At 39.7% G+C, this 25,149-nt stretch carries 32 protein-coding genes; 14 read left to right on the forward strand and 18 right to left on the reverse strand.

Translation table 11 applies throughout. The features are described 5' to 3' along the window. Nucleotides 1-19: 19 nt before the first annotated feature. Nucleotides 20-1,522 carry a sodium/proton antiporter NhaB gene (nhaB, locus tag OA91_RS06885; protein ID WP_063337366.1) on the forward strand — a complete coding sequence of 501 codons (1,503 nt, stop codon included), beginning with the start codon at nt 20-22 and terminating at the stop codon, nt 1,520-1,522. Nucleotides 1,523-1,631: 109 nt separating this feature from the next. On the opposite strand, the gene tyrS is transcribed toward nhaB, so the two are convergent. Continuing rightward, nucleotides 1,632-2,939, reverse strand: coding sequence for a tyrosine--tRNA ligase (gene tyrS / locus OA91_RS06890; protein ID WP_063337367.1), 1,308 nt, complete (start codon nt 2,937-2,939; stop codon nt 1,632-1,634). Between the two features lie 133 nt (nt 2,940-3,072). Here tyrS and OA91_RS06895 point away from each other — a divergent pair, with 133 nt between their 5' ends. Beyond that, nucleotides 3,073-4,437 (forward strand): peptidoglycan DD-metalloendopeptidase family protein, encoded by a 1,365-nt coding sequence (locus OA91_RS06895; protein ID WP_231870330.1) that lies wholly within the window; start codon nt 3,073-3,075, stop codon nt 4,435-4,437. A gap of 74 nt (nt 4,438-4,511) precedes the next feature. Here the strand turns inward: OA91_RS06895 and trxA are convergent, their stop codons facing one another. The 6 genes from trxA to lptM all read right to left on the reverse strand — a co-directional run bounded on the left by trxA (nt 4,512) and on the right by lptM (nt 8,608). Then, on the reverse strand, nt 4,512-4,838 hold the full coding sequence (trxA, locus tag OA91_RS06900) for a thioredoxin TrxA (RefSeq protein WP_063337368.1): 327 nt from the start codon (nt 4,836-4,838) through the stop codon (nt 4,512-4,514). A gap of 131 nt (nt 4,839-4,969) precedes the next feature. Continuing rightward, nucleotides 4,970-5,689: an HAD family hydrolase gene (locus OA91_RS06905; RefSeq protein ID WP_046016972.1), complete on the reverse strand. Its 720-nt coding sequence runs from the start codon at nt 5,687-5,689 to the stop codon at nt 4,970-4,972. Further along, nucleotides 5,686-6,360: a DUF484 family protein gene (locus OA91_RS06910; protein ID WP_063337369.1), complete on the reverse strand. Its 675-nt coding sequence runs from the start codon at nt 6,358-6,360 to the stop codon at nt 5,686-5,688. The genes OA91_RS06905 and OA91_RS06910 overlap by 4 nt, the downstream gene beginning before the upstream one ends. Before the next feature lie 9 nt (nt 6,361-6,369). Continuing rightward, nucleotides 6,370-7,200, reverse strand: a complete 831-nt coding sequence (gene dapF, locus OA91_RS06915; protein ID WP_063337370.1) for a diaminopimelate epimerase — start codon at nt 7,198-7,200, stop codon at nt 6,370-6,372. Between the two features lie 16 nt (nt 7,201-7,216). After that, nucleotides 7,217-8,473 (reverse strand): diaminopimelate decarboxylase, encoded by a 1,257-nt coding sequence (gene lysA / locus OA91_RS06920; RefSeq protein WP_063337371.1) that lies wholly within the window; start codon nt 8,471-8,473, stop codon nt 7,217-7,219. 12 nt (nt 8,474-8,485) lie between these two features. Continuing rightward, entirely contained in the window at nt 8,486-8,608 is a 123-nt protein-coding gene (gene lptM / locus OA91_RS24005; RefSeq protein WP_082827817.1) for an LPS translocon maturation chaperone LptM, read from the reverse strand. A 226-nt stretch (nt 8,609-8,834) separates the two neighbouring features. Here lptM and OA91_RS06925 point away from each other — a divergent pair, with 226 nt between their 5' ends. Beyond that, nucleotides 8,835-9,626: a hypothetical protein gene (locus OA91_RS06925; protein ID WP_063337372.1), complete on the forward strand. Its 792-nt coding sequence runs from the start codon at nt 8,835-8,837 to the stop codon at nt 9,624-9,626. Here the strand turns inward: OA91_RS06925 and OA91_RS06930 are convergent. Further along, on the reverse strand, nt 9,623-10,495 hold the full coding sequence (locus OA91_RS06930) for a flagellar protein MotY (protein WP_046017088.1): 873 nt from the start codon (nt 10,493-10,495) through the stop codon (nt 9,623-9,625). The two genes, OA91_RS06925 and OA91_RS06930, sit on opposite strands and share 4 nt — an antisense overlap. Before the next feature lie 137 nt (nt 10,496-10,632). Between OA91_RS06930 and rnt the strand changes: the two genes are divergently transcribed. The 5 genes from rnt to OA91_RS06955 all read left to right on the forward strand — a co-directional run bounded on the left by rnt (nt 10,633) and on the right by OA91_RS06955 (nt 13,017). After that, nucleotides 10,633-11,283 carry a ribonuclease T gene (gene rnt / locus OA91_RS06935; RefSeq protein WP_046016967.1) on the forward strand — a complete coding sequence of 217 codons (651 nt, stop codon included), beginning with the start codon at nt 10,633-10,635 and terminating at the stop codon, nt 11,281-11,283. A gap of 139 nt (nt 11,284-11,422) precedes the next feature. Beyond that, entirely contained in the window at nt 11,423-11,824 is a 402-nt protein-coding gene (locus tag OA91_RS06940; protein ID WP_063337373.1) for a YbaN family protein, read from the forward strand. Between the two features lie 199 nt (nt 11,825-12,023). Beyond that, entirely contained in the window at nt 12,024-12,272 is a 249-nt protein-coding gene (locus OA91_RS06945; protein ID WP_063337374.1) for a hypothetical protein, read from the forward strand. Between the two features lie 11 nt (nt 12,273-12,283). Next, nucleotides 12,284-12,625 carry a TraR/DksA C4-type zinc finger protein gene (locus OA91_RS06950; protein ID WP_063337375.1) on the forward strand — a complete coding sequence of 114 codons (342 nt, stop codon included), beginning with the start codon at nt 12,284-12,286 and terminating at the stop codon, nt 12,623-12,625. 137 nt (nt 12,626-12,762) lie between these two features. Next, nucleotides 12,763-13,017, forward strand: coding sequence for a YdcH family protein (locus tag OA91_RS06955; protein WP_046016963.1), 255 nt, complete (start codon nt 12,763-12,765; stop codon nt 13,015-13,017). A gap of 48 nt (nt 13,018-13,065) precedes the next feature. Here the strand turns inward: OA91_RS06955 and OA91_RS06960 are convergent, their stop codons facing one another. Continuing rightward, on the reverse strand, nt 13,066-13,677 hold the full coding sequence (locus OA91_RS06960) for a TetR/AcrR family transcriptional regulator (protein ID WP_063337376.1): 612 nt from the start codon (nt 13,675-13,677) through the stop codon (nt 13,066-13,068). 12 nt (nt 13,678-13,689) lie between these two features. Further along, on the reverse strand, nt 13,690-14,562 hold the full coding sequence (locus tag OA91_RS06965; RefSeq protein ID WP_063337377.1) for a dimethylarginine dimethylaminohydrolase family protein: 873 nt from the start codon (nt 14,560-14,562) through the stop codon (nt 13,690-13,692). A gap of 140 nt (nt 14,563-14,702) precedes the next feature. On the opposite strand from OA91_RS06965, the gene OA91_RS06970 reads away from it, so the two are divergent. The 4 genes from OA91_RS06970 (at nt 14,703) to OA91_RS06985 (ending at nt 17,947) form a co-directional block, all read left to right on the forward strand. Continuing rightward, nucleotides 14,703-15,491, forward strand: coding sequence for an ATP-binding cassette domain-containing protein (locus OA91_RS06970; protein ID WP_046016960.1), 789 nt, complete (start codon nt 14,703-14,705; stop codon nt 15,489-15,491). A gap of 56 nt (nt 15,492-15,547) precedes the next feature. After that, nucleotides 15,548-16,324 carry a transporter substrate-binding domain-containing protein gene (locus OA91_RS06975; RefSeq protein WP_063337378.1) on the forward strand — a complete coding sequence of 259 codons (777 nt, stop codon included), beginning with the start codon at nt 15,548-15,550 and terminating at the stop codon, nt 16,322-16,324. A 62-nt stretch (nt 16,325-16,386) separates the two neighbouring features. After that, entirely contained in the window at nt 16,387-17,115 is a 729-nt protein-coding gene (locus OA91_RS06980; protein ID WP_063337379.1) for an ABC transporter permease, read from the forward strand. Next, nucleotides 17,108-17,947: an ABC transporter permease gene (locus tag OA91_RS06985; protein ID WP_063337380.1), complete on the forward strand. Its 840-nt coding sequence runs from the start codon at nt 17,108-17,110 to the stop codon at nt 17,945-17,947. The genes OA91_RS06980 and OA91_RS06985 overlap by 8 nt, the downstream gene beginning before the upstream one ends. Nucleotides 17,948-17,983: 36 nt before the next feature. Here OA91_RS06985 and arfB read toward each other — a convergent pair whose 3' ends face one another. After that, nucleotides 17,984-18,397, reverse strand: a complete 414-nt coding sequence (gene arfB / locus OA91_RS06990) for an alternative ribosome rescue aminoacyl-tRNA hydrolase ArfB (RefSeq protein ID WP_063337381.1) — start codon at nt 18,395-18,397, stop codon at nt 17,984-17,986. 204 nt (nt 18,398-18,601) lie between these two features. On the opposite strand from arfB, the gene hisA reads away from it, so the two are divergent. Beyond that, nucleotides 18,602-19,360, forward strand: a complete 759-nt coding sequence (gene hisA, locus OA91_RS06995; RefSeq protein WP_063337382.1) for a phosphoribosylformimino-5-aminoimidazole carboxamide ribotide isomerase — start codon at nt 18,602-18,604, stop codon at nt 19,358-19,360. A 91-nt stretch (nt 19,361-19,451) separates the two neighbouring features. Here hisA and OA91_RS07000 read toward each other — a convergent pair whose 3' ends face one another. The 4 genes from OA91_RS07000 to pspA all read right to left on the reverse strand — a co-directional run bounded on the left by OA91_RS07000 (nt 19,452) and on the right by pspA (nt 21,374). Further along, entirely contained in the window at nt 19,452-19,778 is a 327-nt protein-coding gene (locus OA91_RS07000) for a hypothetical protein (protein ID WP_063337383.1), read from the reverse strand. A gap of 125 nt (nt 19,779-19,903) precedes the next feature. Continuing rightward, nucleotides 19,904-20,359, reverse strand: a complete 456-nt coding sequence (locus OA91_RS07005) for a PspC domain-containing protein (RefSeq protein ID WP_063337384.1) — start codon at nt 20,357-20,359, stop codon at nt 19,904-19,906. A 1-nt stretch (nt 20,360) separates the two neighbouring features. Further along, the gene (gene pspB, locus OA91_RS07010) at nt 20,361-20,654 is read right to left on the reverse strand and encodes an envelope stress response membrane protein PspB (RefSeq protein ID WP_046016952.1); all 294 of its coding nucleotides are present in this window, start codon (nt 20,652-20,654) and stop codon (nt 20,361-20,363) included. Between the two features lie 51 nt (nt 20,655-20,705). Next, entirely contained in the window at nt 20,706-21,374 is a 669-nt protein-coding gene (pspA, locus tag OA91_RS07015; RefSeq protein WP_046016951.1) for a phage shock protein PspA, read from the reverse strand. A gap of 241 nt (nt 21,375-21,615) precedes the next feature. Here pspA and pspF point away from each other — a divergent pair, with 241 nt between their 5' ends. Next, on the forward strand, nt 21,616-22,641 hold the full coding sequence (pspF, locus tag OA91_RS07020; protein ID WP_063337385.1) for a phage shock protein operon transcriptional activator: 1,026 nt from the start codon (nt 21,616-21,618) through the stop codon (nt 22,639-22,641). 12 nt (nt 22,642-22,653) lie between these two features. Here pspF and OA91_RS07025 read toward each other — a convergent pair whose 3' ends face one another. The 3 genes from OA91_RS07025 to OA91_RS07035 are packed head-to-tail and all read right to left on the reverse strand — an operon-like array spanning nt 22,654 to nt 25,131. Continuing rightward, nucleotides 22,654-23,166: a gluconokinase gene (locus tag OA91_RS07025; protein ID WP_063337386.1), complete on the reverse strand. Its 513-nt coding sequence runs from the start codon at nt 23,164-23,166 to the stop codon at nt 22,654-22,656. Nucleotides 23,167-23,189: 23 nt separating this feature from the next. Next, a complete protein-coding gene (locus OA91_RS07030) occupies nt 23,190-24,281 on the reverse strand; it encodes an ABC transporter ATP-binding protein (RefSeq protein WP_063337387.1) in 1,092 nt (363 codons plus the stop codon). A 4-nt stretch (nt 24,282-24,285) separates the two neighbouring features. Then, nucleotides 24,286-25,131 carry a carbohydrate ABC transporter permease gene (locus OA91_RS07035; RefSeq protein ID WP_197477757.1) on the reverse strand — a complete coding sequence of 282 codons (846 nt, stop codon included), beginning with the start codon at nt 25,129-25,131 and terminating at the stop codon, nt 24,286-24,288. Nucleotides 25,132-25,149: the final 18 nt, after the last annotated feature.

Here is a 25,149-nt window from a genome sequence, read left to right on the forward strand (position 1 = left end):
CCAAACTAGGAGCAAATCCATGACTGCGACCCTATTTCAGGCTCTCAGCAAGAACTTTTTAGGAAGTTCTCCTTTATGGTTTAAACAAACCATTATTGCATTTCTCATACTAAATCCAATTATTTTAATGACAGCAGGGCCCTTTGTTGCAGGCTGGTTATTAATTGTTGAATTCATTTTCACTCTTGCTATGGCATTAAAATGCTACCCATTACAACCAGGCGGATTACTTGCTATCGAAGCTGTTGCCATTGGTCTAACTGATACTCATGGGGTTTATAAAGAAGTAGTAAATAACTTTCCTGTTATCTTACTTCTAATGTTTATGGTAGCCGGCATTTACTTTATGAAAGACATGCTGCTATTCATCTTCAACAAACTATTAATTCGCGTTCGCTCGAAAGTCGCTATATCTCTACTTTTCAGCCTTTCAGCAGCGATTTTATCTGCCTTCCTTGATGCTTTGACAGTAACCGCGGTGCTTATTAGTGTCGGCGTTGGCTTCTTCTCTGTATATCATAAAGTCGCTTCTGGTAAAAAACCTCATCACGATCACGACCATGGCTCAGATGATCATGTTTTAGAAACCAACCGTGATGATCTTGAAAAGTTTCGTGCTTTTCTTCGTAGCTTATTAATGCATGGTGCCGTTGGTACCGCACTTGGTGGTGTTGCAACCTTGGTTGGTGAGCCTCAAAACCTTCTGATTGCTGAAGTTGCTGGTTGGGATTTTGCGGAGTTCTTCACTTATGTTGCTCCGGTTTCTATGCCTGTTTTGGTTGCTGGCTTAATCACAGTAGTACTTTTAGAGAAAACAAAAAACTTTGGTTATGGCGCTCATCTACCTGACAACATCCGTCAGATTCTTAAGAATTATGATGAAGAAGAAGACAAACGCAGCACACCAGCTCATAAAGCTAAGCTTTTAGTTCAAGCTGTCGTCGCCGTTATTCTTGTTTTATCCTTAGCTTTTCACGTTGCTGAAGTTGGCCTTGTTGGTCTAATGATTATCGTACTTTTGACTGCTTTTAATGGCATTACAGAAGAACATAGAATCGGACATGCATTCGAAGAAGCACTGCCTTTCACAGCACTTTTAGTCGTCTTCTTTACCATTGTTTCTGTTATTCACCACCAACACCTATTCCAGCCAGTTATCACCTATGTACTTTCACTACCATTACAACAGCAACCTATTATGTTCTTTGCTGCTAACGGTATCCTGTCTGCTATTAGTGATAACGTCTTTGTTGCAACGGTTTACATTAATGAAATTAAAGCCGCTCTAGATGCTGGTACAATTTCACGCGAACACTTTGACAAGCTAGCCATTGCCGTTAACACGGGTACAAATTTACCTAGTGTTGCAACACCAAATGGTCAAGCGGCCTTCCTATTCCTACTAACATCTGCAATTGCGCCATTGTTACGCCTATCTTATGGTCGCATGGTGTGGATGGCCCTTCCTTATACAATCGTATTAAGTGCTGTAGGCGGTATGTGTGTCAGCATATTTTTATAATTAGCTGAAACAAGCGAAAATAAAAAACCCAGCTTATGCTGGGTTTTTTATTAGCGAAAAGAAACTTGAAAGACCAAGCAGATAAAGTCAGCCAAGCCTCTACTATCACTCACTTCAATACAAACAAGTGATGTTTCTTTTTACCTAGTTTAACGAGGAAGTACTTATTGTAATAACCTTTATCAGCTGCAAATATTTTGCTTGCTAACATGTTATCTTGCATCCCTTTCGCTTCCCCATTTACAAAAACAGAGTTGCGCTGCAACGCATCTTTAACTTGCTTACCATTTGATGCAAGACCAGATTCAGTAAAGAAACTTGTTAAAGGCGTATCAGCTAGTTCAGATAACTCAAACTCAGTTGATGGCAGACCATCTAATTGTATCTGAGCCAAATCTTGTTCACTTAAATCAGCTGCTTCGCCACTAAATAAAGCTTGAGTAATACGTTCAGCTGCTGCAAGCCCTTCATCACCGTGAACAAGGCGTGTTACTTCTTTTGCTAAAATACCTTGAGCTCGAGGCTTACCTTCTGCTTCTTGATCAGCTTTTTCAATACCATCTATTTCTTCGACAGATAAGAAAGTGAAGTACTTCAAGAATTTATAAACATCAGCATCAGCTGTGTTTAACCAGAATTGGAAGAAAGCATATTGGCTTGTCTTTTTAGCATCTAACCAAATTGTGCCGGACTCAGTCTTACCAAACTTAGTACCGTCAGATTTGGTAACAAGCGGCATGGTCAAACCAAATACCTGATTACCATTTTGGCGACGAGTTAACTCTGTACCGCCTGTGATATTACCCCATTGGTCACTACCACCAATCTGAAGGCTACAACCATTCAAACGATTAAGTTCTGCAAAATCAAATGATTGCAAAATCATATAAGTAAATTCAGTGAATGAAATACCTTCACCTTCACGATTAATACGCTGTTTTACTGACTCTTTTTGTATCATGGCATTAATAGAAAAATGTTTACCCACATCACGTAAGAAATCGAGAATATTTAGATCTTTCGTCCAGTCATAGTTATTAACTACTTCAGCACTGTTTGCTTTATCGTTAAATTCAATAAATTGGCTCACTTGCGTCTTAAGCTTACCAACCCATTCATTCACTACTTCAGGGCCGTTTAACTTACGTTCAGCAGCTTTAAAACTAGGATCACCGATCAAGCCTGTCGCACCGCCAACAAGTGCTAAAGGTTTATGACCAGCTTGTTGAAAACGCTTAAGCATAAGTAATGGCACCAAACTACCTATGTGCAAACTATCTGCTGTCGGGTCAAAGCCACAATAAAGAGTACGACTTGTCTCATTCAAGTGATTAGCCAGCTCTTCTTCAGCTGTTGTTTGAGCAATTAGCCCACGATTTTGTAGGTCTTTTAAAAGGTCGTTACTACCTATTGTCATAGCGAAATCATTTCCCAATTCTAAAATTCGTATAAGTTAGTTAATTAAAAATCTTGTTTCAGTAAAAGCATTCAATTATAAAGGCATTATTGGTAACATTATAAGGCTTTATTTCAGATTTTTAGGTATTCTCTTGGCTAGAACAAATCTCTCAAAACATCTTTTTTTACTTGCAGCTACCACTTCCATCGTGGCATTACTTGTTGGCTTTGCACCTTCCGAAGTTGAAGAAACAACAATCAAGCTTGAAGTTCCATTGCAAATTATCTCTATTGACGAAGAAATCGTTAAAACTAAGATAACAGACACAGAAGCCCCAGCTGTCATTAACAACCCAGCTGAGCTACCAACACCTTCTGGTTTGGTAAAACACGATCCTAGCTATATTACACAGCAAGCTTCGGTTAAATCTGGCGACTCACTTTCTAAGATTCTATCTTCCCATGGCATTTCTAATCAGGATATATACCGTGTCTCTAGTGCGGATAAAAAGCCTAAAGAACTAACAAGAATGAGGCCAGGACAGGAACTAGAGTTTGTCAAAGACAAAAACACCAATGAGCTAATTAGCCTAAAACTCATAAAATCCCAACTTGAAACCATTGCATTTGAAAAGAAAGAAGGGATATTTGTTAGTAATAAGCTAGTAAGAGAGCCCGAGATTGTTAACGTCTACAAGGAAGCGACGATAAGTAACTCTCTTTTTCTTGACGGCTTAAAAGCAGGCATAAGCCAATCCATGCTAATTGAAATGGCAAATATTTTTGGCTGGGATATCGACTTTGCATTAGACCTAAGAGATGGCGATACCTTTAGTCTTCTATTTGAAGAAAAATATTTAGACGGCCAATCAATTGGGTTTGGCAACATACTCGCGGCACAGTTTGTAAATAATGGCCGTGTTTACCAAGCGATTCGTTACGAGACTGACAAAGGTGCTCATTACTACACACCAGATGGTCTCTCTATGCGTAAGACCTTTCTGCGTACACCAGTTGATTTCACCCGTATCTCATCAAAATTCAACCCAAATCGCTTACACCCGATTTTCAAAACAACTCGCCCACACCGTGGCGTAGATTACGCAGCATCTAAGGGCACGCCAGTTAAAGCTTCAGGTGATGGTAAAGTCATTTTTAAAGGTAAGCAAAATGGTTATGGTAATGTTGTGATTCTTGATCACGGTCGTGGCTATACAACCCTTTATGCTCATTTGAATGGCTTCTCTCGTAAGATCAAACGTGGTGGTAGAGTGAAACAAGGCCAAACAATTGCTTTTGTTGGTCAAACTGGTTACGCAACTGGCCCTCACCTGCATTATGAGTTCCGTATCAATGGTACTCATAAGAACCCTGTAACAGTGAAGCTACCTAATGACGAGCCTATGGCAAAGAAAGAGCTCAAGAGTTACTTACCTTATGCACAAACAATGGCAAGTGCATTAGAAAGCTACCACTCACCAGACTATATACAGAAACTAGCTAGCATCAAAAAGTAATGCACTAAACAAAACATGAGCACAAAAAAAGCAGCCTATTGGCTGCTTTTTTATTACCCAAATCAAAAGATGATTTAGATAGCAGTATCAATAAAGTCAACAAGCTGACTTTTTGAAACAGCACCAACTTTAGTTGCTACTACTTCACCACCTTTAACAACCAATAAGGTTGGGATACCGCGAACATTGTACTTAGGCGCTGTATCAGGGTTTTCGTCAACGTTAATTTTAACAACTTTGATCTTGCCTTCCATTTCACCAGCAACATCTTCAAGTACTGGACCAATCATTTTACAAGGACCACACCAAGGAGCCCAAAAATCAACTACTACAGGTAGTTCAGAATTCAGCACTTCGTCTTGAAATTGTGCATCGGTAATTTGGATAGTATTGTCACCCATTTGAAATTCCTTAAATCATATTATCTTTGAATATGTGCTAGTTTAGCACTTTTTTATAGGTGTAAAAATGAGTTCCTACTACTAACTCAATAGTAAAAAACTATTTTCTTATTCCTTAAGCTTTCGCTGACTTAATTTTGCGCAATCATATCAGCAATTACTTCTGGTAACTCTTCTAAAGCATGCACTTCAGCATCTGGGCGGCTTGGCCATTTATCTTGCCAACGCCTTGCACCATGACGATTAAACCAGATACTTCGTCCACCAACCTGATTAATACCGTTCACATCATCATGCACATTGTCACCAACATGGATCAGATTACTAACATCAACACCTGCTAGCTCGGCCGTTTTTAGAAAAATATCCGCATTAGGTTTTGCGATCCCTTCTTTGTCTGCCCTTACAGCAAATTCAAAAGAGTCAGATAAACCAACATCAGGGTGAAATACATCAGCATTGCCATTAGTAATCACAGCTAGGCGATAATGATTAGCTAATTGCCACAGTACTTTTTTAGTACCCGGATACAAATCAACTTTTTGACGCCACTCATGAAAGTAATCAAAGGCAGATTGAGCAACTAAAGCAGCCTCTTCCTTTGGTAAACCAAAATCCTGCAATGCCACTCGATACACTTCCACTCGCAAACGCGAGATATCAGCTCTTAGAGCAGATGAATCTTCCAGTAACTGTTGCTTAAGCTTAAATAAAGCCGCTTGATCAAATGCCTGATTAAAACCAGGAAACCTGTCTTCAAACCAATGAAACATTGCCTGGTCAGCTCTTACTATCACAGGCTCTACATCCCAAAGGGTATTATCAAGATCAAAGGTAATTAAACGTGTCACGGTAGCAACCTTATTAAAATAGCACTTAGAATTTCAGACAAATACTCAAGAAACATCACGCCTTTTTCACGTTTAAATTTCTCTAGCTCCTCACTACCTAAAGCTAACACACCAATATACCTATCCGCGCCTTGATAATGGGACACCAGAGGCAATACAGCAGAAGACATAACTTGATCAGCTTTATCTTGAAACAGATATTGAGCTTCATCAACCGACAAAGCACCACAATAGCAACCAGTTTTTAGCAGAACCTCTTTAAGCACTGGACCTGCCTGATGCATTGGTGTCACTCTAATATTAGTATCTAACTCTTTCTCTGAGAAAAGCACCAAAGAGTGAAGCTGAATATGAAAATCATCACGCATGACGTCATCAAGCATGATGGCAAACTCATCTAAGTTAGTGCAAACCATGCCAGCTAACACAAGGCGACGGCTCTTGTGCATAATCGACTCATTTTCACGGGCAACATCAACTAAGCGCTCAAACTGGCTTTTATAGTCTTCAGCAGATTTACGTAATAAAAACACCTGACGTTCAATCAAAGAAACCGTGTTATTTGGCTCCAAAGCATGGGGCACATCCAAGGTTTCTAGCAAATCCAAATGATCATGAAAAAACTTTGGATTTGCTTTTAAGAATTCAATTACGCTAGCTTCTTCGGTCATACTGCCTCTTTATAGATATATCTGGCCTTCAAACACCTTGGCGGTAGGTCCCGTCATTAAAATTGGGTGACCTTCACCTTGCCATTCGATAGTTAACTCACCACCTAATAAGTTCGCTTTTACTTTACTTGCAAGCCAACCTTGTTTAATACCAGCCACAACTGCAGCACAGGTTCCTGTTCCACATGCTTGGGTTTCCCCAACGCCTCGCTCATAAACCCTTAAGTTTATTTCAGACTCAGAAACAAGCTGCATAAAACCAACATTAACATTGTTAGGGAATAATTCATGGCTTTCAATCGCTGCACCGACCTGCTCCACATAATCATCATCTAGCTTATCAACCTTATGAACAGCATGCGGATTACCCACAGACACAGGAGTTATTTGATAAAGTGAGCCCGCAACGGGAATATCGTAAAAATCCCCATTAGCACTACCTATGAATGGTAAGTCAGCAGGCTCAAAGCTTGGAACCCCCATATCAACCGTAACTAAACCACCCGCTAAAACTCGTAACTGAATAGGCCCATTTTTGGTTTCAACATTGATAATGTCTTTATCAATCAGTTCCTTATCTTGAACAAAAGTTGCGAAGCAACGAGCACCATTTCCACAATGCTCAACTTCACTACCGTCACAGTTAAAGATACGATATCTAAAATCCATATCAGGGTTAGTTGGCGGTTCAACCAAAAGTAGTTGATCAAAACCAATACCCGTATGACGATCACCCAGGCGAGCTATCATATCTTTATTAAAATAAACTTTACGACTTACCGCATCAACCACTACAAAGTCGTTCCCTAGACCATGCATTTTGGTAAATTTAAGCAACAAAACTAGGCTCCTTCTTTTATTCTGGCAAAATTTGCTCACCAGCTAGCTGATGATCAATTGTTTCACGAGAACGAATAAGATGAGCTTTATCACCATCAACCATTACTTCAGCAGCACGATTACGGCTGTTATAGTTAGACGACATGGTAAAACCATAGGCTCCTGCAGATCTAACTGCGAGTAGGTCACCCGCCTCTAAATCAAGCTCTCTATCTTTACCTAAGAAGTCTCCTGTTTCACAAACAGGCCCAACTAGGTCATAAACCTTTTTATTTTCTGTCGCTTTAGCTTTCAACTTCACAGGCACAATATCCATCCAAGCACTGTAAAGTGACGGACGAATAAGATCATTCATAGCGCCATCGATAATGGCAAAGTTTTTATGCTCTGAACACTTTAAGAACTCGACCTGAGTAACAAGCACGCCAGCATTTGCCGCAATAGATCTACCTGGTTCAAACGCAAGAGAGAAGTTTCTATCCGCCACTTTAGGTAAAACAAGTGCGGCATAGTCAGCAGGGACGGGTGGTACTTCATCACGATAACGAACACCTAAACCACCACCTAAATCAACATGCTTAATTTCGATACCAGATAAGGCTAGCTCATCAATCAACTTCAATAGACGATCAAATGCATCGATAAAAGGTGTTAACTCAGTTAACTGAGAACCAATATGACAATCAACCCCCATTACATTCAGATGCGGAAGCTCATGAGCTATCGTGTAGATTCGTACCGCGTCATTAATATCAATGCCAAATTTATTTTCTTTCAGACCCGTTGAGATATAAGGATGTGTTTTAGCATCAACGTCTGGGTTTACCCTTAATGAAACAGGTGCTTTTTTACCCAATTTTTCTGCAACTTCATTTAAACGGTACAGCTCATACTCGGACTCAATATTAAAACAATGAATCCCCACTTCGAGAGCTCGCTCCATCTCATGCGCTTGCTTTCCGAGACCAGAAAACATTACTTTGCTAGCATCACCACCAGCACGTAGAACACGCTCTAGCTCGCCAACAGAAACAATATCAAAACCAGCTCCCATTTTTGCTAGCACATTCAAAATAGCGATATTTGAGCAAGCTTTAACGGCATAACAGATTAAAGAGGGGTGAGAAGAAAATGCATCTGCATAGGCCTTGTAATGGCGCTCTAGAGTTTCTTTTGAGTAAACATAACAAGGTGTTCCATGCTGCTCCGCAATACTTGCGATAGAAACGTTTTCTGCCATTAACGCTTGATCTTTATAATTAAAAAAGTCCACTAAACTTTATCCTTATTGATTGGTCTGGCTAGGTTGAGCTGGCCCATTATCGGCCGTAGGTAAATACAATGCCCCCTTATTACCGCATGCAATCAAGAGGGAAGTGACAAATACAAGAGCAATCAACCTAGACATATTTTTTTCTCATAATTTATATGCCAACAGTATACGTGTGGAGCGTTCAAAGCCCAACCCCGAAGCTTAAAAAGCCACTGCTTTCACATCATTTTTTTGCTATAGCCTTATACCCTTTTCAAAATCCCAAAAAGTACTTTTATCAAGTAGACTCAGAGTGTCAAAAAACATCGATTCTCTGCGCTATAAGAGGTAAAATTTACTTAATTTAATCACATAAGAAATCATGAACAAGCCTCTTCCTACACCCAAAACAAGTAAGCGTACTTTTTTAGTTATTCTACTCATCGCTATCGGCTTGCACCTTATTATTCTTTCACCCTGGATAACCCCGTTTATTGGCTTTGATCAGCCAAAAGACGCTCCCTCTTTACCACAAGTAAAACCTAAATTAAGTTTAAGCTTGATTGACAGCGCCCCAAAAGAAGCCAATGTAAAAACAGATAATCAAGTACAAGCTCCTGTTTCACAAACCTCAACTGAAATAGAGGGCTACATAGACTTAACCTCATCAAGTTCGAGCCAAAGCAACCTATTAGATCCATTAGAAGGCGCCCCCCCTACTGAGTTTGAGACAGACAATAAATTGATTGACGACACGGCACCATTTCACATTGAAGGGCAAACGCTAGAAGCACCAGTACAAACCTTGTCTCAAAGCTTAGAAAGTACCCAAGCAGATCACTTTGATAGCAATTACGAATTAGAAGCGACTGGTGAAGAATTAGAAAATGTCTTTTCGGAGCAAACTAAAACCCAGTTAATGCTAGCCAAAGAAGCTCAAGCAGAATATGAAAATGCACAAGTAGAAGAGGAAGTATACGCCATAACAGAGGACTCGGATGGCACACGTTACGTCAATATCAAAGGCGTTTGCTGGCGCATACCTCCTCCAGGAAGTGAAGAGGCATGGACAATTGTTTATGCAGGCTGCTCTGGGCAAACAAAAACATTCAACCTAGAAATAAACATTGGCATGGATATCCTAGGCCCTGATTCACCGTTCGCAACAGATTAAGGATCGAATTTTTCGAGGCGTATAGTCACCCTACGGTTTCTCTCACGATTAGATCGTGTTTTGTTATCTATTGTTGGATAACGCTCACCATGGTATCGAGAAATAATTTTTTCTACTGCGACGCCTTGCTCTAACAAGTAAGCAGTCACCGCTTCCGCCCTCTTTTTAGAAAGCTCACGGTTATCCCTTCGAGAACCTAATGAATCTGTATGGCCATCAATATAGATGTATTCAACACTCGGGTCATTCGCCACATACAAGGCAACCAGATCCAATCTGTCTTGCATCCTAGTTGAAAGCAATACGCCATTTTCAGGAAATAGCACAGCCGATCTTGCGATCTGATCGTAATTAACAGGCAGCAAGCTCGCCATACAGCGTCTAAATTCATTATAGGCAGGTGCAAAATTAATATTTGTGAGTGCAACTTCTATGGTTTCGCGACCACTTTCCCAAGCACTGCCAGCTAATACAGGATGTAACCCCTTATTCAGGCTGGTAAGCATGCGTTCTGCAACCTTTCCACCAACCTCTACCGTCATTCCGTAGCCAGGATAAGCCAAAACCTCTAATGTCTCAGGCTTTAACCCAGGAGACCAATTTGGTGCCTGAGAAATAATATAGACATTTCCTGGGCCTAACTTTTCATTACCTGGGTTAAGAATAAACTTCATGGGTTCACCGGCATTTTTAATAAAATGTCCTTCCCCATAATACATAATGGGATGACTTAAACTGCAGGAGAAAATATCACCAGAAAGAAGCCATTGAGCTTCAGTCAAGTCAGATTGATAACGAGTTATTGCCTGTGACGAAGCACTAAATCCAATACCGAGCGCACAAACCGCTGGTATTAGTATATTTTTCATTTTTTTTAGTACCGCATTTCCCATTAGATATCTCGTTCAAGCTAACAAATGTGTTATGCTGCAATCCTATCCAGCAATAACATTACGAGCAAGTGGCACATTAAGGATTAGTCTTGTCAAACCACCAAAATTCCACCATGCACGAAATTAAAGACCGCTTCCGTGGTTTCTTACCTGTTGTTATCGACGTTGAGACCGCAGGCTTTAATAATAAAACTGACGCATTATTAGAAATTGCTGCCAGCATCCTGAGAATGGATGAAAATGGCGAGCTTTATATCCATGAAACTATTGAGTTCAATGTTAGACCATTTGAAGGTGCAAACCTTGAAAAGTCTGCCTTAGAGTTCACAGGTATTGATCCTTTTGACCCTGAACGTAAAGATGTTGTTGAAGCAGAAGTGCTTGGCCAAATTTTTAGTAAGGTAAGAAAAGAGCTTAAGTCGGTTGGATGTAAACGCGCCATCCTTGTGGGTCACAATGCAGCATTTGATCATGGCTTCCTAAATGCAGCTATCGAACGTTGTGATATCAAACGTAATCCATTTCACCCTTTCTCTAGCTTTGACACAGCAAGTCTTGCTGGTCTTGCATTTGGCCAAACAGTATTAGCTAAAGCGTGTGAAGCAGCTGCCATTCCATTTAGTAATGCAGAAGCACACTCAGCAAAATATGATACAGAGAAAACCGCTGAGCTTTTCTGTGAGATTGTAAATAGATGGAAACGTCTAGGTGGTTGGAGCTTAGCAGCACCTGAATCAATGGATGACATGTCATCTTTTGTTTAATCAAATTTTTAAGGGGTTGTTAGCAACAAGCAAATAGCTCCTTAAAGCTTCCCCTATACAATTAGTTTGTACTCTCTCAATTGATACGATAGGGTTTATTGTAAAAGCACTTGCTTTGCCAATAGGACACTCAATACACATGGCCAAACCAGCTAAGCATAAACAAAGCCCTTTTAAACGCTTACTTTATTTAGCAACAGGATGGGTCTCATTAGTCCTTGGCATTATCGGTGTAGTTCTTCCCCTTCTTCCAACTACGCCTTTTATTTTATTAAGTGCTTGGTGCTTTTCTCAATCATCTACACGCTTTCATAACTGGCTCACAGCCCACAAATATTTTGGACCTATTATTCAGGATTGGCAGTCTGACAAAGGCATACCTAAAAAGAGTCGCAATCGAGCCATTATTTTTATGTGGTGTGGTATGGGGCTATCTATATTTCTTGTTGGAAAGTTTTGGGCGACTTTATCACTCATCTGCATAGGTATCTGTGTCAGTATCTATTTGCTTCGCCTTCCCCTAAGAGCTGAATCAAGCTAATCACAGACCTGTTTTACCCCTCATTAAATAAGCATTTCTTCTCACAAAATAAGATATTGAGTTTCGATAAAGTGTCATAAACAAGCGTTAACTTGATACATATCAGGACGAAGAAAAGCTTTTAAATTAGTCTATTTTTTAATCAAAAAAGTAAACTAAGCTGATAACCATAAAACTAACACTGAGTAAGGAGATTCAGATGGCCAATAACCTTTCATATCTCATGCTTGAACACCCGCACTATCTTGATGAGATCAGACTATTAAACTTGTATAACGCTGAATTTCAAACCATGGCGATTGAATACCAGCAACTAACAACACAGATCCAAGCGCTAGACGAGTCACACCCAAGCAACAAGTTACGTCAATATCAAAAACGACACCAAGTGCTAAATCAAACCATTCAATCAATGTTAGTCAAACATGCCCTAGCCGCAAAACTTTAAAGGAGCATCTTATGTCTTATTTCCCTGTTAGTCAGAGCCTTACCCGAAATATTAAAATTGCCTCCTTTGACCACTCGATAAGTCGAGCTGAAGCAAGACTTTTAGATAGTTACAAAGAAAGGCTAGAAAGGATTAAGCAAATCAAACAACAGCAGAATGCTTCACCCATGATTAATGAAGTGCTAGATGAGTGTCAAAAATCTGAACGTTTGGCTTTAGAAGCATTACAAGCTTCAATACAAAAAACACAAGAACATAATTATGGTCTTTGCCAATCCTGTCACAAACCCATTGATGAAAATCGATTAACAATACTGCCAGACATTAAGCATTGCTTTGATTGCAGTCATTGACCTTATGACATGAGTATTCTTCAGCAAAGCTTGTGGGTTTACGCTTTTCTTAACCTAGATCAAGATAATTTTCTGATACCGCCTTATGCTCTAAACAGGATCAAATAATTATCAACATAAAAATTAAGGAAGACACTATGCCTGTAGAACACCACACTCTTGCTAATGATTTACCTGAGTTTAAGCATGAAATTCACCAGCTTAAAATGGAGAATGCTCACTTTAAAAAATTGTTTGATGAATACCATGAGCTAACTCGTAGTATTGAAAATATGGAAAACGAGGTGACATTAGCAACCACTGCAGAAGAAGAGAAAGCTAAACACCGCCGCGTTTATTTAAAAGATGAACTTGTTAGCATGCTAAGAAAAGCACAAACAACAACGGCATAAAACCTATTTTACTAAAGCCCTTATCAAGTGTTTGATTAGGGCTTTTATTTAAAGTTCGATCGCTAAAATGGCTGACGCTGTTTCTAACCCCATCTGAGCCAACTCACCGTTTTCAAACTTATAACCAGCCATGCTTCCTTCCAACCATAAACCATCAATAACGGCATTAATCTTAACCGCTGATCGAGCAGACTCTTGATCTGTAATTAATTGCTCATGATCTTCCAACGTGGCTTTTATCAATGGCTGTAAAATATTAGTTGTTTCCACATAACCATCACTTCTAATAGCAGCCATTTGCTCGTCAATATAAGTAAGAGGCAAAAAGTTAGCCCATAGCAAGACTGTTCTTGGCGACACAATAGGGAAAGATAAGGTCGCTTCTATAAAACGGCGCAAGCGCTCTTTCGCTGGTAATTGAGAGTCCTCAATATTTACCCTAGCACTTGCATAAATTTTCTCCAAAAGGGCAGCATAAGCCGCCCTTATCAACTCATCTTTACTAGAGAAGTAAAATCGAATCAAACCATTGGTTACTCCAGCATAGTCAGCCACTTTTCTGACTGTTGCTCCTTGCAAGCCTTCATTTTCAATACAGTCTAAAGCGGCTTCAATCAGCTCCTGACGTCGATTATTTCCTTCTCTTCTTTTAGTAGACATACTGGGTATGCTTTAGCCTCGTAATATTGGGTTAGTTAAACAGGTTGGCCCTCCTTCGCATGCAATGCAAAGAGCATCTCCTTCAAACACATGAACCTTGCATCCCGCATCTTGCATCATAGCTTTAGTCAAAGGGAATCCATCTATCATAATGCATTCTTTAGGCTTAACTGGCAGAACATTTAAGTTCAAGCCACCGCTTGCAAGATACTCTTCCGCTGGCGCATCTATCAATGTGTAGCCCTCCTCCAACAGTAAATTATAAAAAGCCGTTGGCATGAGAGGCGAATATATTAACGCTAACTTTTCATCAAGAGGAGAAATCATTGACATTAAATGTAAACAAGCTTCAGCCCCATGCCATACCGGCAAATCAAAACCTATCACATTAATATTACACGGATTTAAAATTTCATTAAGCTGATCAATGCCTTCACGGTTTGAACGGAAGCCACAACCTACCACTATAGTATTTTCATTCAACCAAATGAAGTCACCGCCCTCTATCATTGCACTACCTGTTAACTCCCCCAAGATAGGAACACCAGCAGCTTGATAAGCCTGTCTATGAAGGTTAGGTTCAGGCACTCTTAACACCTTCCCCATGTTTAGTAAAACAGCACCATGATCAGTGACTAAAGAAGCATCTTGAGTAAACATTGCATCACAAAGTCCATCATTATCATCTTCTATCCAGCTAATTTCTGCTCCAGACTGCGCAACAAGATCAGCGAAAGCGGCATATTGCTCAATCGCCTTTGGGGCATCAAACATAGTGCCGTAATGCCACTTTTTTGCATCTGCAGCAAGTAAGCTTGCTCCTGGGCGCCTCATAAGAACACGCTGAATCGGCGCAACCATTGACTGACTACCAAATAGTTTCATTTTTTCATTCTCCTAAATTGCACTTTTATTTGTTCACTTATTGCTCAAAGTGATTCTGTTGACATCATTATTATGCAAGTGTATAAATTTATGCAAGCGCATAATTTAATTATTTTCGAAATCATTTAGAGACTCCTAACATGGCCATAAATGAGATAGATACAAACAACACCATTCTTGAAATTACCAATCTAAGGAAAAGCTTTGGCGAATTGGAGGTTCTAAAAGGAATAGATCTAAGTGCAAACAAAGGAGATGTCATTGCGCTTATTGGTGGCAGTGGATCAGGTAAGTCCACCACGCTTCGCTGCATAAATATGCTTGAAACACCCAGTGCTGGTGACATTCATATTTTCGGTAAAAAGATTGAACTCATTCGCAATAAACAAGGTGACATGGTTGCAAAAGACCAAAAGCAGCTTCGCCTTATCCGTCAGAAACTTGGCATGGTTTTTCAAGGCTTTCATCTTTGGCAGCATATGAATATAGAGCAAAACATTATCGAAGTGCCGACTCAGGTATTTGGCATTTCCAAAGATGAAGCCTTAATCAATGCCCACCAGCTACTAAAACGCGTTGGGCTTTACGATAAGAAGCACCAATACCCTTGCAACCTATCCGGCGGCCAACAGCAAAGAGCAGCCATAGCCAGAGCTCTCGCAATCAACCCTGAGCTAATGCTTTTTGATGAGCCAACCTCGGCCTTAGACCCAGAACTTGTCAGTGAAGTTTTAGCTGTTATGCATGATTTAGCAACTGAAGGCAGAAGCATGATCATAGTGACGCATGAAATGAAGTTTGCGGCGGATGTCGCCAATAAAGTCATGTTCTTGAATGCAGGCAAAGTTGAAGAGTTTGGCTCTGCAGCAGAGATATTCAATGCGCCAAAATCAGAAAGGCTAAAACAATTCATCCAGTCAGTTTGCTAACAAAAAGAAAAATAGAAATACCAAACATAAAACAATCTATTTAGAGGAAGTAAATCATGAAACTAAAAGCATCTATTGCGTTAATTAGCGCCTCTGTTATTGGCTTTTTCTCAACAACACTAGCAGCCCAAACGATTAAAGTAGGTATTGCCACCGAACCTTACCCACCCTTTTCTGTGCCAGATGCATCTGGTAATTATTCAGGTTGGGAAATAGACATAGCTAAGGCAATTTGCGCACAAGCCAAACTAGATTGTGAAATTGTGGCTACCGCTTGGGATGGCATTATTCCAGCATTACTCGCCAAAAAAGTAGATGTGGTTGCAGCCTCACTCTCTATAACATCTGACCGTAAGCGTGTAATCGATTTCTCAGATAAATATTATCAATCAGGCGCCTCCGTCATAGGTTCAAAAAAAGCAAGTTTCGGCAGTACACCAGCTGAACTCGATAATAAAATAATCGGCTTGCAAGCCGCCAGCATTCACGTGAAGTTTGCAAAAAAGTATTACCCTAATGCCACGATTAAAGAGTATCAGAGCCAAGACGAAGCTAACCAAGACCTTTACTCTGGCCGCATAGATGCAACCCAAGCAGATGCTCTCACCCTTGAAAGTTTCCTTAATTCAGAGCAAGGAAAGAATTGTTGCGATCTAAAGGGGATGGCGGTTAATGATGAATCCTTATTAGGAGAAGGTATTGGTTTTGGCCTACGTAAAGGTAACCCAGAACTAAAAGAGCAGCTTAACAATGCCATTGACGCCATTCGAAAAAATGGCACTTACGAGCAAATATCCCAAGCTTACTTCTCCTTCAATATTTACGGCGAATAAGATAAACAAAAACTAAGCAAGTTAACTTGCTTAGTTTTTGCTTGTTAACGTTAGGGTGACTTATGTTTATTGATTATCAATCTATGTCTGTTTGGCAGTTATTAGCTTTTGAAGCGCCAGGATGGGGTGGCACCTTATTATCTGGGCTTCTTCTCTCATTAGAGATAGCTATTCTAGGCTTCTTATTTGGACTTGTTATTGGCTTTTTGGGCGCGCTTGGCAAACTAGGTAACAGTATTGTCTGTCGTGATTTATGGGCGTGCTACACAACGGCGGTACGAGCCATCCCAGAACTCGTTCTAATCTTATTAATTTATTTTGCTTTACCAAACTTGCTAAATAGTCTGCTCAGCCTATTAGGGATAAGCAACATTGAAATTAATGGATTTATCGCAGGTGTACTGGTCATATCGTTTGTTCAAGGCGCTTATGCAACTGAAGTGATACGCTCAGCGATGCTTGCGATACCAGCAGGTCAAATAGAAGCAGCCCACGCATTTGCTATGCCTAAATACAAAATTCTATACCGTATCAGCTTGCCAGCTATGCTCCCTCACGCTTTACCTGGTCTCTCCAATCTCTGGCTAATTGCAACTAAAGATACCGCACTACTCGCTGTCGTGGGCTTTACTGAATTAACATTAGCGGCAAGACAAGCGGCAGGGGCAACAAAAGAGCAGCTATTATTTCTGACCGTGGCAGGAGGGCTTTACTTATGTATCTCATTAGTTTCGGATGCTTTATTTAAGTACTTCATTCGTCGCTCAAATAAAGGACAAATGCATGGATAATCAGCCTTTAATTCAACCTAACTTATCTCAAGAAAAAAAAGCGGCATCCATACTTGATCTATCGGCAATAAAAGCTTGGTTTATGCCTCATAGAATACTACTGATTGTTATTACATTAGGCTCGATAGCTGGGCTAGTTAACAACCTTAGCTGGTACTGGATTCCGGAATATCAAGACGCTATTTTAGAAGGCCTTTGGCGAACCCTCATTTTGTTAGTAACAAGCTTTATCACGGGCTTCTTACTCGCGATTCCAATTGGTCTAGTTCAAGTAACAGGCCCTAGTTTTCTAGCAAAATTAGCCCAGAGCTTTTGTACTCTTATAAGAGGAACACCTCTATTACTACAAATATGGCTCCTTTATTATGGTGTTGGTTCTATCTTTCCAGAAATAGACTGGTTGCGGGAATCATTTCTTTGGCCTTATTTAACCGATGCTTGGCCTTATGCCTTTATTGCTTTAACACTATCTGTTGCCGCTTATGAAGGAGAAATCATGCGTGGGGCTTTTGCTGGTGTTCCTAATGGAGAATTAGAAGCGGCCAAGGCATTTGGTATGCCACCATTTAAAATCTTATCGCGTATTTGGCTACCCAGAGCCATACAGCGCACATTGCCAGTCATCGGAGGAGAGGTCATTTTACAACTCAAGGCAACACCTTTAGTGGCAACTATTACTCTCATTGACACCTATGCAGTATTTTCAAAAATACGACAGGAGACTTATATCGTCTATGAACCATTACTCTTAATGACAGGGATATACTTGTTTTTAGCAGGTATTATTGCCCTGTTATTTCACTATTTAGAAAAGAGAAATGGGGCTAGATAGCCCTATTTCAAAACTGTCTATATAGGCTAATCAGACCTAGTCCCAGTTCTTTTTACGCAACGCCTTAATCTGGCCCTTTTGCTTTTTATGATCAACGCGTTTACGTTGCGAAGATTTAGTTGGTTTGGTTGCCCGTCTCACCTTCTCTACCTTAATTGCATCTAGAATCAAGGCTTTCAGTCTAGCGAGCGCATCCTCTCTATTTAACTCTTGAGTTCTATGCTGCTGTGCTTTAATAATCACAACACCCTCTTTGGTAATACGTGAGTCCTTAAGCGCTAACAATCGACTTTTATAAAACTCAGGTAGCGAAGATGCTTTAATATCAAACCTTAAATGAATTGCAGAAGAAACCTTATTAACGTTTTGCCCACCCGCACCTTGAGAGCGAATTGCAGTCAACTCCATTTCATGATCCGCAATAGAAACTGCAATTGATATTTTTAACATGGACATTTTCCGTACAAAATAGACAGGCATTAGACTAAAGTTGTGTGATTTACCTAGTCTAGATTTGATAAAAGCGGCATATTGTAACAGTTATCCTAAACATAAAGACATTTAGAGGAAGCAGAGGTTTGAATAAGGTACAATCAGGCCATATTTATTCAGCTTATTTTATGCATTTTTTTGACATTGTTTGGAGCAATTAGATTGACTAAATTTCGACCCTGTATCGACCTTCATCAAGGTAAAGTGAAGCAAATCGTTGGCGGCAGTTTGAATGATCATGGCGCTAAAGAGAACTTTATCAGTGAACATGATGCAGCTTATTATGCGGCTCTCTACAAGGAACATGAGTTAACTGGTGGTCATGTCATCGCCTTAGGGCCAGGTAATATAGAAGAAGCCATTAAAGCATTAAAAGCCTATCCAAATGGCTTGCAGTTCGGTGGTGGTGTCAATCATAAAAATGCAAGCGAGTTCTTAAAAGCCGGCGCATCTCACCTTATCGTTACCTCTTACATATTTGAAAATGGCGAATTTTCCTGGGACAGATTAGATAGAATTAAACGCGAAACAGGAACAGAAAAACTTATTTTAGACCTGAGCTGCCGTCGTACAGAAACCGGTTGGAATATCGCAACAGACCGCTGGCAAACAGTCACTTCTACTCAGATCAATTTAGAAAACCTTCAAGAGCTAGCCGATCATTGTGATGAGTTTTTAATTCACGCTGCTGATGTTGAAGGCTTACAGGCAGGCATAGATAAAGAATTAGTTGAGTTGCTTGGTAAGCATTCCTCGATACCAACGACCTATGCCGGTGGCGCCAGAACACTTGAAGACCTCGCCTTAGTTCAAACACTTTCAAAAGGAAAAGTCGATCTAACCATTGGTAGTGCCTTAGATATTTTTGGTGGTGAAGGCGTTACATTAGAAGAATGTATTGAGTGGAATAATAAAGTCTAGAATATTGTGCTATCACCTAGTCAAAGACTTACTTTGCTCAATATTAGGTTTAAATAAAAACCAAGAAATTCAAACAACACTCAGATAAGGTTTAATCCTCCTTATCTGAGTGTTGTTTTATTAAATCTAGGTGGTTAGTTTTTTCTTCAACAAGGTCAAACCTAAACATAACCAGAATAAAAAGCTGCAATACAATGGCAGCATAGATAATCAATGGCCAAGCTGAGTGCATTAATAAGGCTGCCAATAAAGTACACATACCTGAGAAATAACACAAAGCCTGAACAGCCCATCTGACTTTCGTTGTCACACTAAAGTCGTTACCGCAAAGATGACAGGTCGCTTTACCAAAAGATCCCATAAAGATATTAAATACATGCCTTAAATCGTGTCCTTGGCAATGGGGACAAGTTAACATCCTAGCCTCCTTTACGTCAGTTAAAACCCGATAGCAGATTTCTTAACTATCACTGTTATTTATCCTTTTAGAAATAACAGCCTATTACTGAAACAGAGAACAAGCTTAAAGATACTTGTTACTTGTTACTTGTCCTTCATTGAAGAAAACTCACGGTCTAAATCATACTTTTTAGAAGTGACATATTTTTCCATTTCTTCAATACGACGACTCGCTTGATTCATTCTATCTCTTGCTCGCTTTAATCGAATTGAAGACGAGTCCGAATACTTAAACATCTTTTTTGGACCATACTGGTGGCGCCTTTCATCATACTCATACTTTAGCTCTCCACCCCCTGGCTTTAAAATATGCCAAAGCACAATGTAAGCAAACAAAGTAAAGCCGCCAAGAAAGAGAAAGCCTGCAAAAAAGCTAATACGCACAACCCAAGGTTCAATATCAAAGTGGTCTGCAAGACCTGCACAAACACCACCGATATAGCCTTTATCAGGGTTACGATAAAGATTCATATTCCAGCCCTTTTGTTTATTCTCATTGAACATTTTCTGACATAAGTTCTTTAGTTTATGCTTATTCATACTATTCTCTCCCCGAAGAAGACTCTCTCTGTTCACCTTCTTGATTGCGATATGCCCCTTGAGCTTCTTTGTCTCGCCAGTTAGGGCTATCTACATCTAAAATCCTTTCCAGTATTTCGATTCGATCCGTCAATTGATCTGCGGTTTTTAAAAGATCATCTAATTCCACCCTATCTTCCTCCGCTAACCCTTTTGCTGAACGCCTTTTGCTAAAGTAGTGCAAGATAAGCCAAAGCGGGGCAACAAGCCCCATAAAAATGATGACTGGCACAAAGAAGAAAACAGCCATATTCATAGGTACATCCTTAATAATTTAATCGTTAAAAAGCGTGAATTAATTAGCTTATTACTTACTTGCCATCTTGGCTTTAAGTTGTGCTAACTCATCATTAATTTCATCATTTTCTTTTAAAGCATCAATCTCAGATTTAAGATTCGTTTTTGCATTCGCTCCAATATCCATAGACTCTAGCTCACCTTCTAAGGTATCCATACGACGCTCAAAACGTTCGAATTTATCAAAAGCATCATCTAGATTAGAACGCTGATTCTGTCTTCTCACTTTCAAGCGATTCTCAACACTGGTTTGGCGCATTAGCATGGCTTTTTGTTTCGCTTTGGCATCATCTAGTTTAGTTTGAAGTTGGGAAATTTCGTCGTTCAAACTGGCTAAGTGTTCATCTAATTCACTTAACTCTTGCTCAATTACATCCACTTCTTTTGCTGTGGCCTGTTTTTCAGATAAAGCAGCACGTGCCAAATCTTCACGACCCTTATCAATTGCCAACATAGCTTTATCTGTCCATTCAGCAATTTCTTCTTTAATTCTAGCAAGGCGGCGAGCTGCCGTTTTACGATCAGCAATGACTCTAGCTGAACTCGATCTCACTTCAACTAGGGTTTCTTCCATTTCTTGAATGATCATACGAATCATTTTTTGTGGATCTTCAGCCTTATCCAGCAAAGAGGTGATATTGCTGTTAATAATGTCTGTCATTCTTGAAAATATGCCCATTGTATTACTCCTTTTAAAATTAACTTTTAACATTAAGTTTTTTTGAATTTGTTACAGCTATATCAGGATACGTGCCAAGTTTTAAAAAACATTAAAAATCAATAAGATAAGATTTATCTGATATTTTTCTGTGAAAAAACAAAATTAAAACGGTCAATAAAACCACTTAAAGTGGCTTTAAAAACCTCCACAAAAGGCTATATTAACCACTCAATCACATTAATTTTATGAAAAGCTAAATATGACCTCGAACCCACAAAGAGCAATAGGCAGCTCAGCCGCACTTGCCCAAGCATTAGAGCAAGCATCTGCCCTTGCCAACATTAATCGCCCTGTACTTGTCCTAGGTGAAAGAGGGACAGGTAAAGAGCTAATCGCTGAGAGGCTGCACTATCTATCGCCCCGTTGGGATCAGGCATTTGTATCCCTTAACTGCGCTACTATTAGTGAAGACTTGATGGAGAGCGAATTATTCGGCCATGAACCTGGGGCCTTTACTGGCGCCCAAAAAATACATCATGGCCGCTTTGAACGCGCCGATGGGGGCTCTCTCTTTTTAGATGAACTAGGCGCCATGTCTACTAGACTGCAAGAGAAGCTATTAAGAGTCATAGAGTACGGAGAATTTGAACGACTTGGTGGCCACAAAACCTTAAAGGTAGATGTACGTTTGATTGCCGCAACCAATGCTGATTTAAAAAACATGGCTGCAAAAGGGGAATTTAGAGCGGATTTACTTGATAGGCTTGCCTTTGATGTTATCCCTACCCCACCTCTTAGAGAGCGCAAAGAGGACATAGCAGAACTGGCTGATTACTTTGCTATGCGAATGAGCATAGAGCTAGGTTGGGAGAGCTTTGCAGGCTTTAGTGATAAAGCCATGGAGGCATTAAAACAACATAATTGGCCTGGCAATATTCGTGAGCTAAAAAACTGTATTGAGCGCTCTGTTTTTAGACAAGGGGAAACTAACGAGCCGCTTGAGAACATCATCATAGACCCTTTTCCTCAGCATTTTAATAGCACTAATACCGAAGAAAAAGTCGCAGAAGAAACAGACAAGCAATCAGCCTTAGACACTCAACATACCGAGCTAGTTAAAACATCAAACCAGCAAATTGATTTTAAACAAAGACTAAATCAATTAGAAAAAGCGCTACTTATTCAAGCATTAGAACAAAACCAACAAAGCCAGAAACAAGCCGCGAAAGCTCTAAACCTAAGTTATGACCAAATCCGCGGCTTGATAAAGAAACATTTGAGGTAATCAAACTCAACTCTAACTTGGACTAGAGCATTTATTTATCTCAGCTAATGCTTGCTCTAATATATGCTCGACACCTTGATCAACCTCTATGAAAATTGCTTCATCAGGAGAGGGCTCCACTAAGGTATCAAATTGGTTTCTCAACATTTTTTCACCATTAAAAAAATGTCCTTGCCGCTTCTTATGTCGGCTTAAAATAATGTCGAAGGAGCCTTTGAGGTAAACAATTATTAGATCTTGATTATTTTCCCTGAGCATATTCCGATATTCAGGTTTTAAAGCAGAACAAGCAAGAATAAGATTAGAGTGGCGTACAAATTCATTGTTAAGTGTTTTTAACCACCCCTCTCTATCATTATCATCTAGAGGAATACCACTGTTCATTTTATTTAAATTATTTTCCGTGTGAAAATCATCGCCATCAATAAACAGGACCCCTAAAGCATCAGCGATAAGACGACCAATAAGACTTTTACCTGTTCCAGACACCCCCATAAGAAGTATTTTCTTATCTTCCCTATTCATTACCTTCTACTCGCTATTTCAAATTAAATACGGAAGCCTGTTTCAGTATCAAAAACAGAACATTTTGTTACCTCTATCTGAACTTGAACAGAATCACCTTTTGTAAAAATTTGATCCGAGTTAACACAATGAGACAAAGTCTGATTAGCACTAAATTTAGACCATATCAGAGTTTCTGACCCCATAGGCTCAACTAATTCAATCATTCCACTAAAAACATTTTTAGCCTGCTCACAACCACCCCGAACAACAATATTCTCTGGGCGAACACCCAAAGTAACTTTCTGCCCTTCCATAGGTGAATTGATAAATTGATAGTCACTTACATCTATCAAAATATCTGAAGAGATAAAGGTTATCCCTCCTCCTTTTTTACTCAACCTCCCCTCAAGACAGTTCATCCCAGGCGACCCTAAAAATGTCGCAACAAACAAGTTTGCAGGTTTATTGTATACATTGTAAGGCGTATCTAACTGCTGAATAATGCCATCTTTCATAACTGCGATACGGTCAGCAAGAGTCAAGGCTTCAATTTGATCATGAGTTACATAAATCATTGTCGATTTAAGTTTCTGATGTAACTTTTTAATTTCTAACCTCAGCTCAGCTCTTAATTTTGCATCTAGATTTGATAAAGGCTCATCAAAAAGATAGATACTTGCGTCCCTGACTAAGGCGCGGCCAATAGCAACCCTTTGACGCTGCCCTCCCGAAAGAGCAGAAGGTTTTCGTTTAAGTAAAGGCTCCAACTGTAATAGCTTTGCCGCCCAATTCACTTTTTCTTGGATAATCTTTTTTTCAACTCCAGCAATTCTTAATCCAAATGACATATTCTTCTCAACTGTCATGGTTGGATAAAGAGCATAAGATTGAAACACCATACCAATACCGCGGTCTTTAGGGTCTGTCCAAGTTACATCTTTACCATCAAAATGAATGGACCCTCCACTCGTATCAATAAGACCACCAATAGCATTTAACAAAGTAGATTTGCCACACCCTGAGGGTCCAAGCAATACAATAAATTCACCGTCCTCTATTGATAAATCCAGTTGATTAAGAATAAATGTTGTGTCATAGCTAATGTCTAGCTTATTAATATTTACGTTTCCCATGAGACTATCCTTTAACTGATCCAGAGGCGATACCGCGAACAAACCAACGTCCTGAAGCGACGTAGATAATTAGAGGTACAAGTGAAGTGAGAATTGTGGCAGCCATATTTACGTTATAGGCTCGCTCACCAGTGGTGGTATTAACTATATTATTCAGTTGTACAGTCATAGGGAGATTATCATTGCCAGCAAAGACCAAGCCGATCAAAAAGTCATTCCAAATGTTTGTCACCTGCATAATGACAGCCACAATGATGATAGGAGTCGACATAGGTAGCATGATAATAAAAAATACCTTGAAGAATCCTGCACCATCAATTCTTGCTGCATTAAAGAGCTCTATTGGCAAGGTACTGTAATAATTACGGAATAAGAGAGTCATGATGGGCATACCAAAAATAACATGCGAAACAACAACCCCTGTTAAAGTCCCATAAATCCCAATTTCCGCGTACACCCTTATAAGTGGATAAATAAAGACCTGATAAGGAATGAAAGCTCCTAGCAATAGGCAAGCAAACAAAATATTTGCACCCTTTATCTTCCAAAACGATAAAGCATAGCCATTAATAGCTCCAAACATCACTGAAATAATCACACTTGGAATAAGAATTTGAACTGAATTCCAGAATCCTACCTGTAAACCATTACACTCTAGCCCAGTACAAGCACTACTCCATGCCACTTTCCAATAGTCCCAACTAACATCTTGAGGCAAAGCAAAAATGGATGACAAACGAATTTCATCAAGCTCTTTAAAAGAAGTAACTAACATGACATACAGGGGAAGCAGAAAGAACAGCGCAGTAACGAGCAAAAAGCCATAAATACCTATTCGTCCCCATTGCATCTGAATGGAGGAAGCCCG

The sequence above is a fragment of the Marinomonas sp. SBI8L genome (genome assembly GCF_001624705.1).
Lineage (GTDB): Bacteria > Pseudomonadota > Gammaproteobacteria > Pseudomonadales > Marinomonadaceae > Marinomonas.

Bases quoted from the DNA above. Each gene is read 5' to 3' on its own strand.
- OA91_RS06960 (WP_063337376.1), bottom strand. From the start codon at position 13,677: ATGTCTACTAAAAGAAGAGAAGGAAATAATCGACGTCAGGAGCTGATT.
- nhaB (WP_063337366.1), top strand. From the start codon at position 20: ATGACTGCGACCCTATTTCAGGCTCTCAGCAAGAACTTTTTAGGAAGT.
- tyrS (WP_063337367.1), bottom strand. From the start codon at position 2,939: ATGACAATAGGTAGTAACGACCTTTTAAAAGACCTACAAAATCGTGGG.
- OA91_RS07035 (WP_197477757.1), bottom strand. From the start codon at position 25,131: ATGCAATGGGGACGAATAGGTATTTATGGCTTTTTGCTCGTTACTGCG.
- pspF (WP_063337385.1), top strand. From the start codon at position 21,616: ATGACCTCGAACCCACAAAGAGCAATAGGCAGCTCAGCCGCACTTGCC.
- OA91_RS06930 (WP_046017088.1), bottom strand. From the start codon at position 10,495: ATGAAAAATATACTAATACCAGCGGTTTGTGCGCTCGGTATTGGATTT.
- trxA (WP_063337368.1), bottom strand. From the start codon at position 4,838: ATGGGTGACAATACTATCCAAATTACCGATGCACAATTTCAAGACGAA.
- OA91_RS06950 (WP_063337375.1), top strand. From the start codon at position 12,284: ATGTCTTATTTCCCTGTTAGTCAGAGCCTTACCCGAAATATTAAAATT.
- OA91_RS06975 (WP_063337378.1), top strand. From the start codon at position 15,548: ATGAAACTAAAAGCATCTATTGCGTTAATTAGCGCCTCTGTTATTGGC.
- OA91_RS06945 (WP_063337374.1), top strand. From the start codon at position 12,024: ATGGCCAATAACCTTTCATATCTCATGCTTGAACACCCGCACTATCTT.
- OA91_RS07005 (WP_063337384.1), bottom strand. From the start codon at position 20,359: ATGAATAAGCATAAACTAAAGAACTTATGTCAGAAAATGTTCAATGAG.
- OA91_RS06955 (WP_046016963.1), top strand. From the start codon at position 12,763: ATGCCTGTAGAACACCACACTCTTGCTAATGATTTACCTGAGTTTAAG.
- OA91_RS07030 (WP_063337387.1), bottom strand. From the start codon at position 24,281: ATGGGAAACGTAAATATTAATAAGCTAGACATTAGCTATGACACAACA.
- pspA (WP_046016951.1), bottom strand. From the start codon at position 21,374: ATGGGCATATTTTCAAGAATGACAGACATTATTAACAGCAATATCACC.
- OA91_RS06965 (WP_063337377.1), bottom strand. From the start codon at position 14,562: ATGAAACTATTTGGTAGTCAGTCAATGGTTGCGCCGATTCAGCGTGTT.
- OA91_RS06980 (WP_063337379.1), top strand. From the start codon at position 16,387: ATGTTTATTGATTATCAATCTATGTCTGTTTGGCAGTTATTAGCTTTT.
- OA91_RS06985 (WP_063337380.1), top strand. From the start codon at position 17,108: ATGGATAATCAGCCTTTAATTCAACCTAACTTATCTCAAGAAAAAAAA.
- rnt (WP_046016967.1), top strand. From the start codon at position 10,633: ATGCACGAAATTAAAGACCGCTTCCGTGGTTTCTTACCTGTTGTTATC.
- lptM (WP_082827817.1), bottom strand. From the start codon at position 8,608: ATGTCTAGGTTGATTGCTCTTGTATTTGTCACTTCCCTCTTGATTGCA.
- OA91_RS07000 (WP_063337383.1), bottom strand. From the start codon at position 19,778: ATGTTAACTTGTCCCCATTGCCAAGGACACGATTTAAGGCATGTATTT.
- OA91_RS06940 (WP_063337373.1), top strand. From the start codon at position 11,423: ATGGCCAAACCAGCTAAGCATAAACAAAGCCCTTTTAAACGCTTACTT.
- OA91_RS06910 (WP_063337369.1), bottom strand. From the start codon at position 6,360: ATGACCGAAGAAGCTAGCGTAATTGAATTCTTAAAAGCAAATCCAAAG.
- OA91_RS07025 (WP_063337386.1), bottom strand. From the start codon at position 23,166: ATGAATAGGGAAGATAAGAAAATACTTCTTATGGGGGTGTCTGGAACA.
- arfB (WP_063337381.1), bottom strand. From the start codon at position 18,397: ATGTTAAAAATATCAATTGCAGTTTCTATTGCGGATCATGAAATGGAG.
- OA91_RS06925 (WP_063337372.1), top strand. From the start codon at position 8,835: ATGAACAAGCCTCTTCCTACACCCAAAACAAGTAAGCGTACTTTTTTA.
- OA91_RS06970 (WP_046016960.1), top strand. From the start codon at position 14,703: ATGGCCATAAATGAGATAGATACAAACAACACCATTCTTGAAATTACC.
- pspB (WP_046016952.1), bottom strand. From the start codon at position 20,654: ATGAATATGGCTGTTTTCTTCTTTGTGCCAGTCATCATTTTTATGGGG.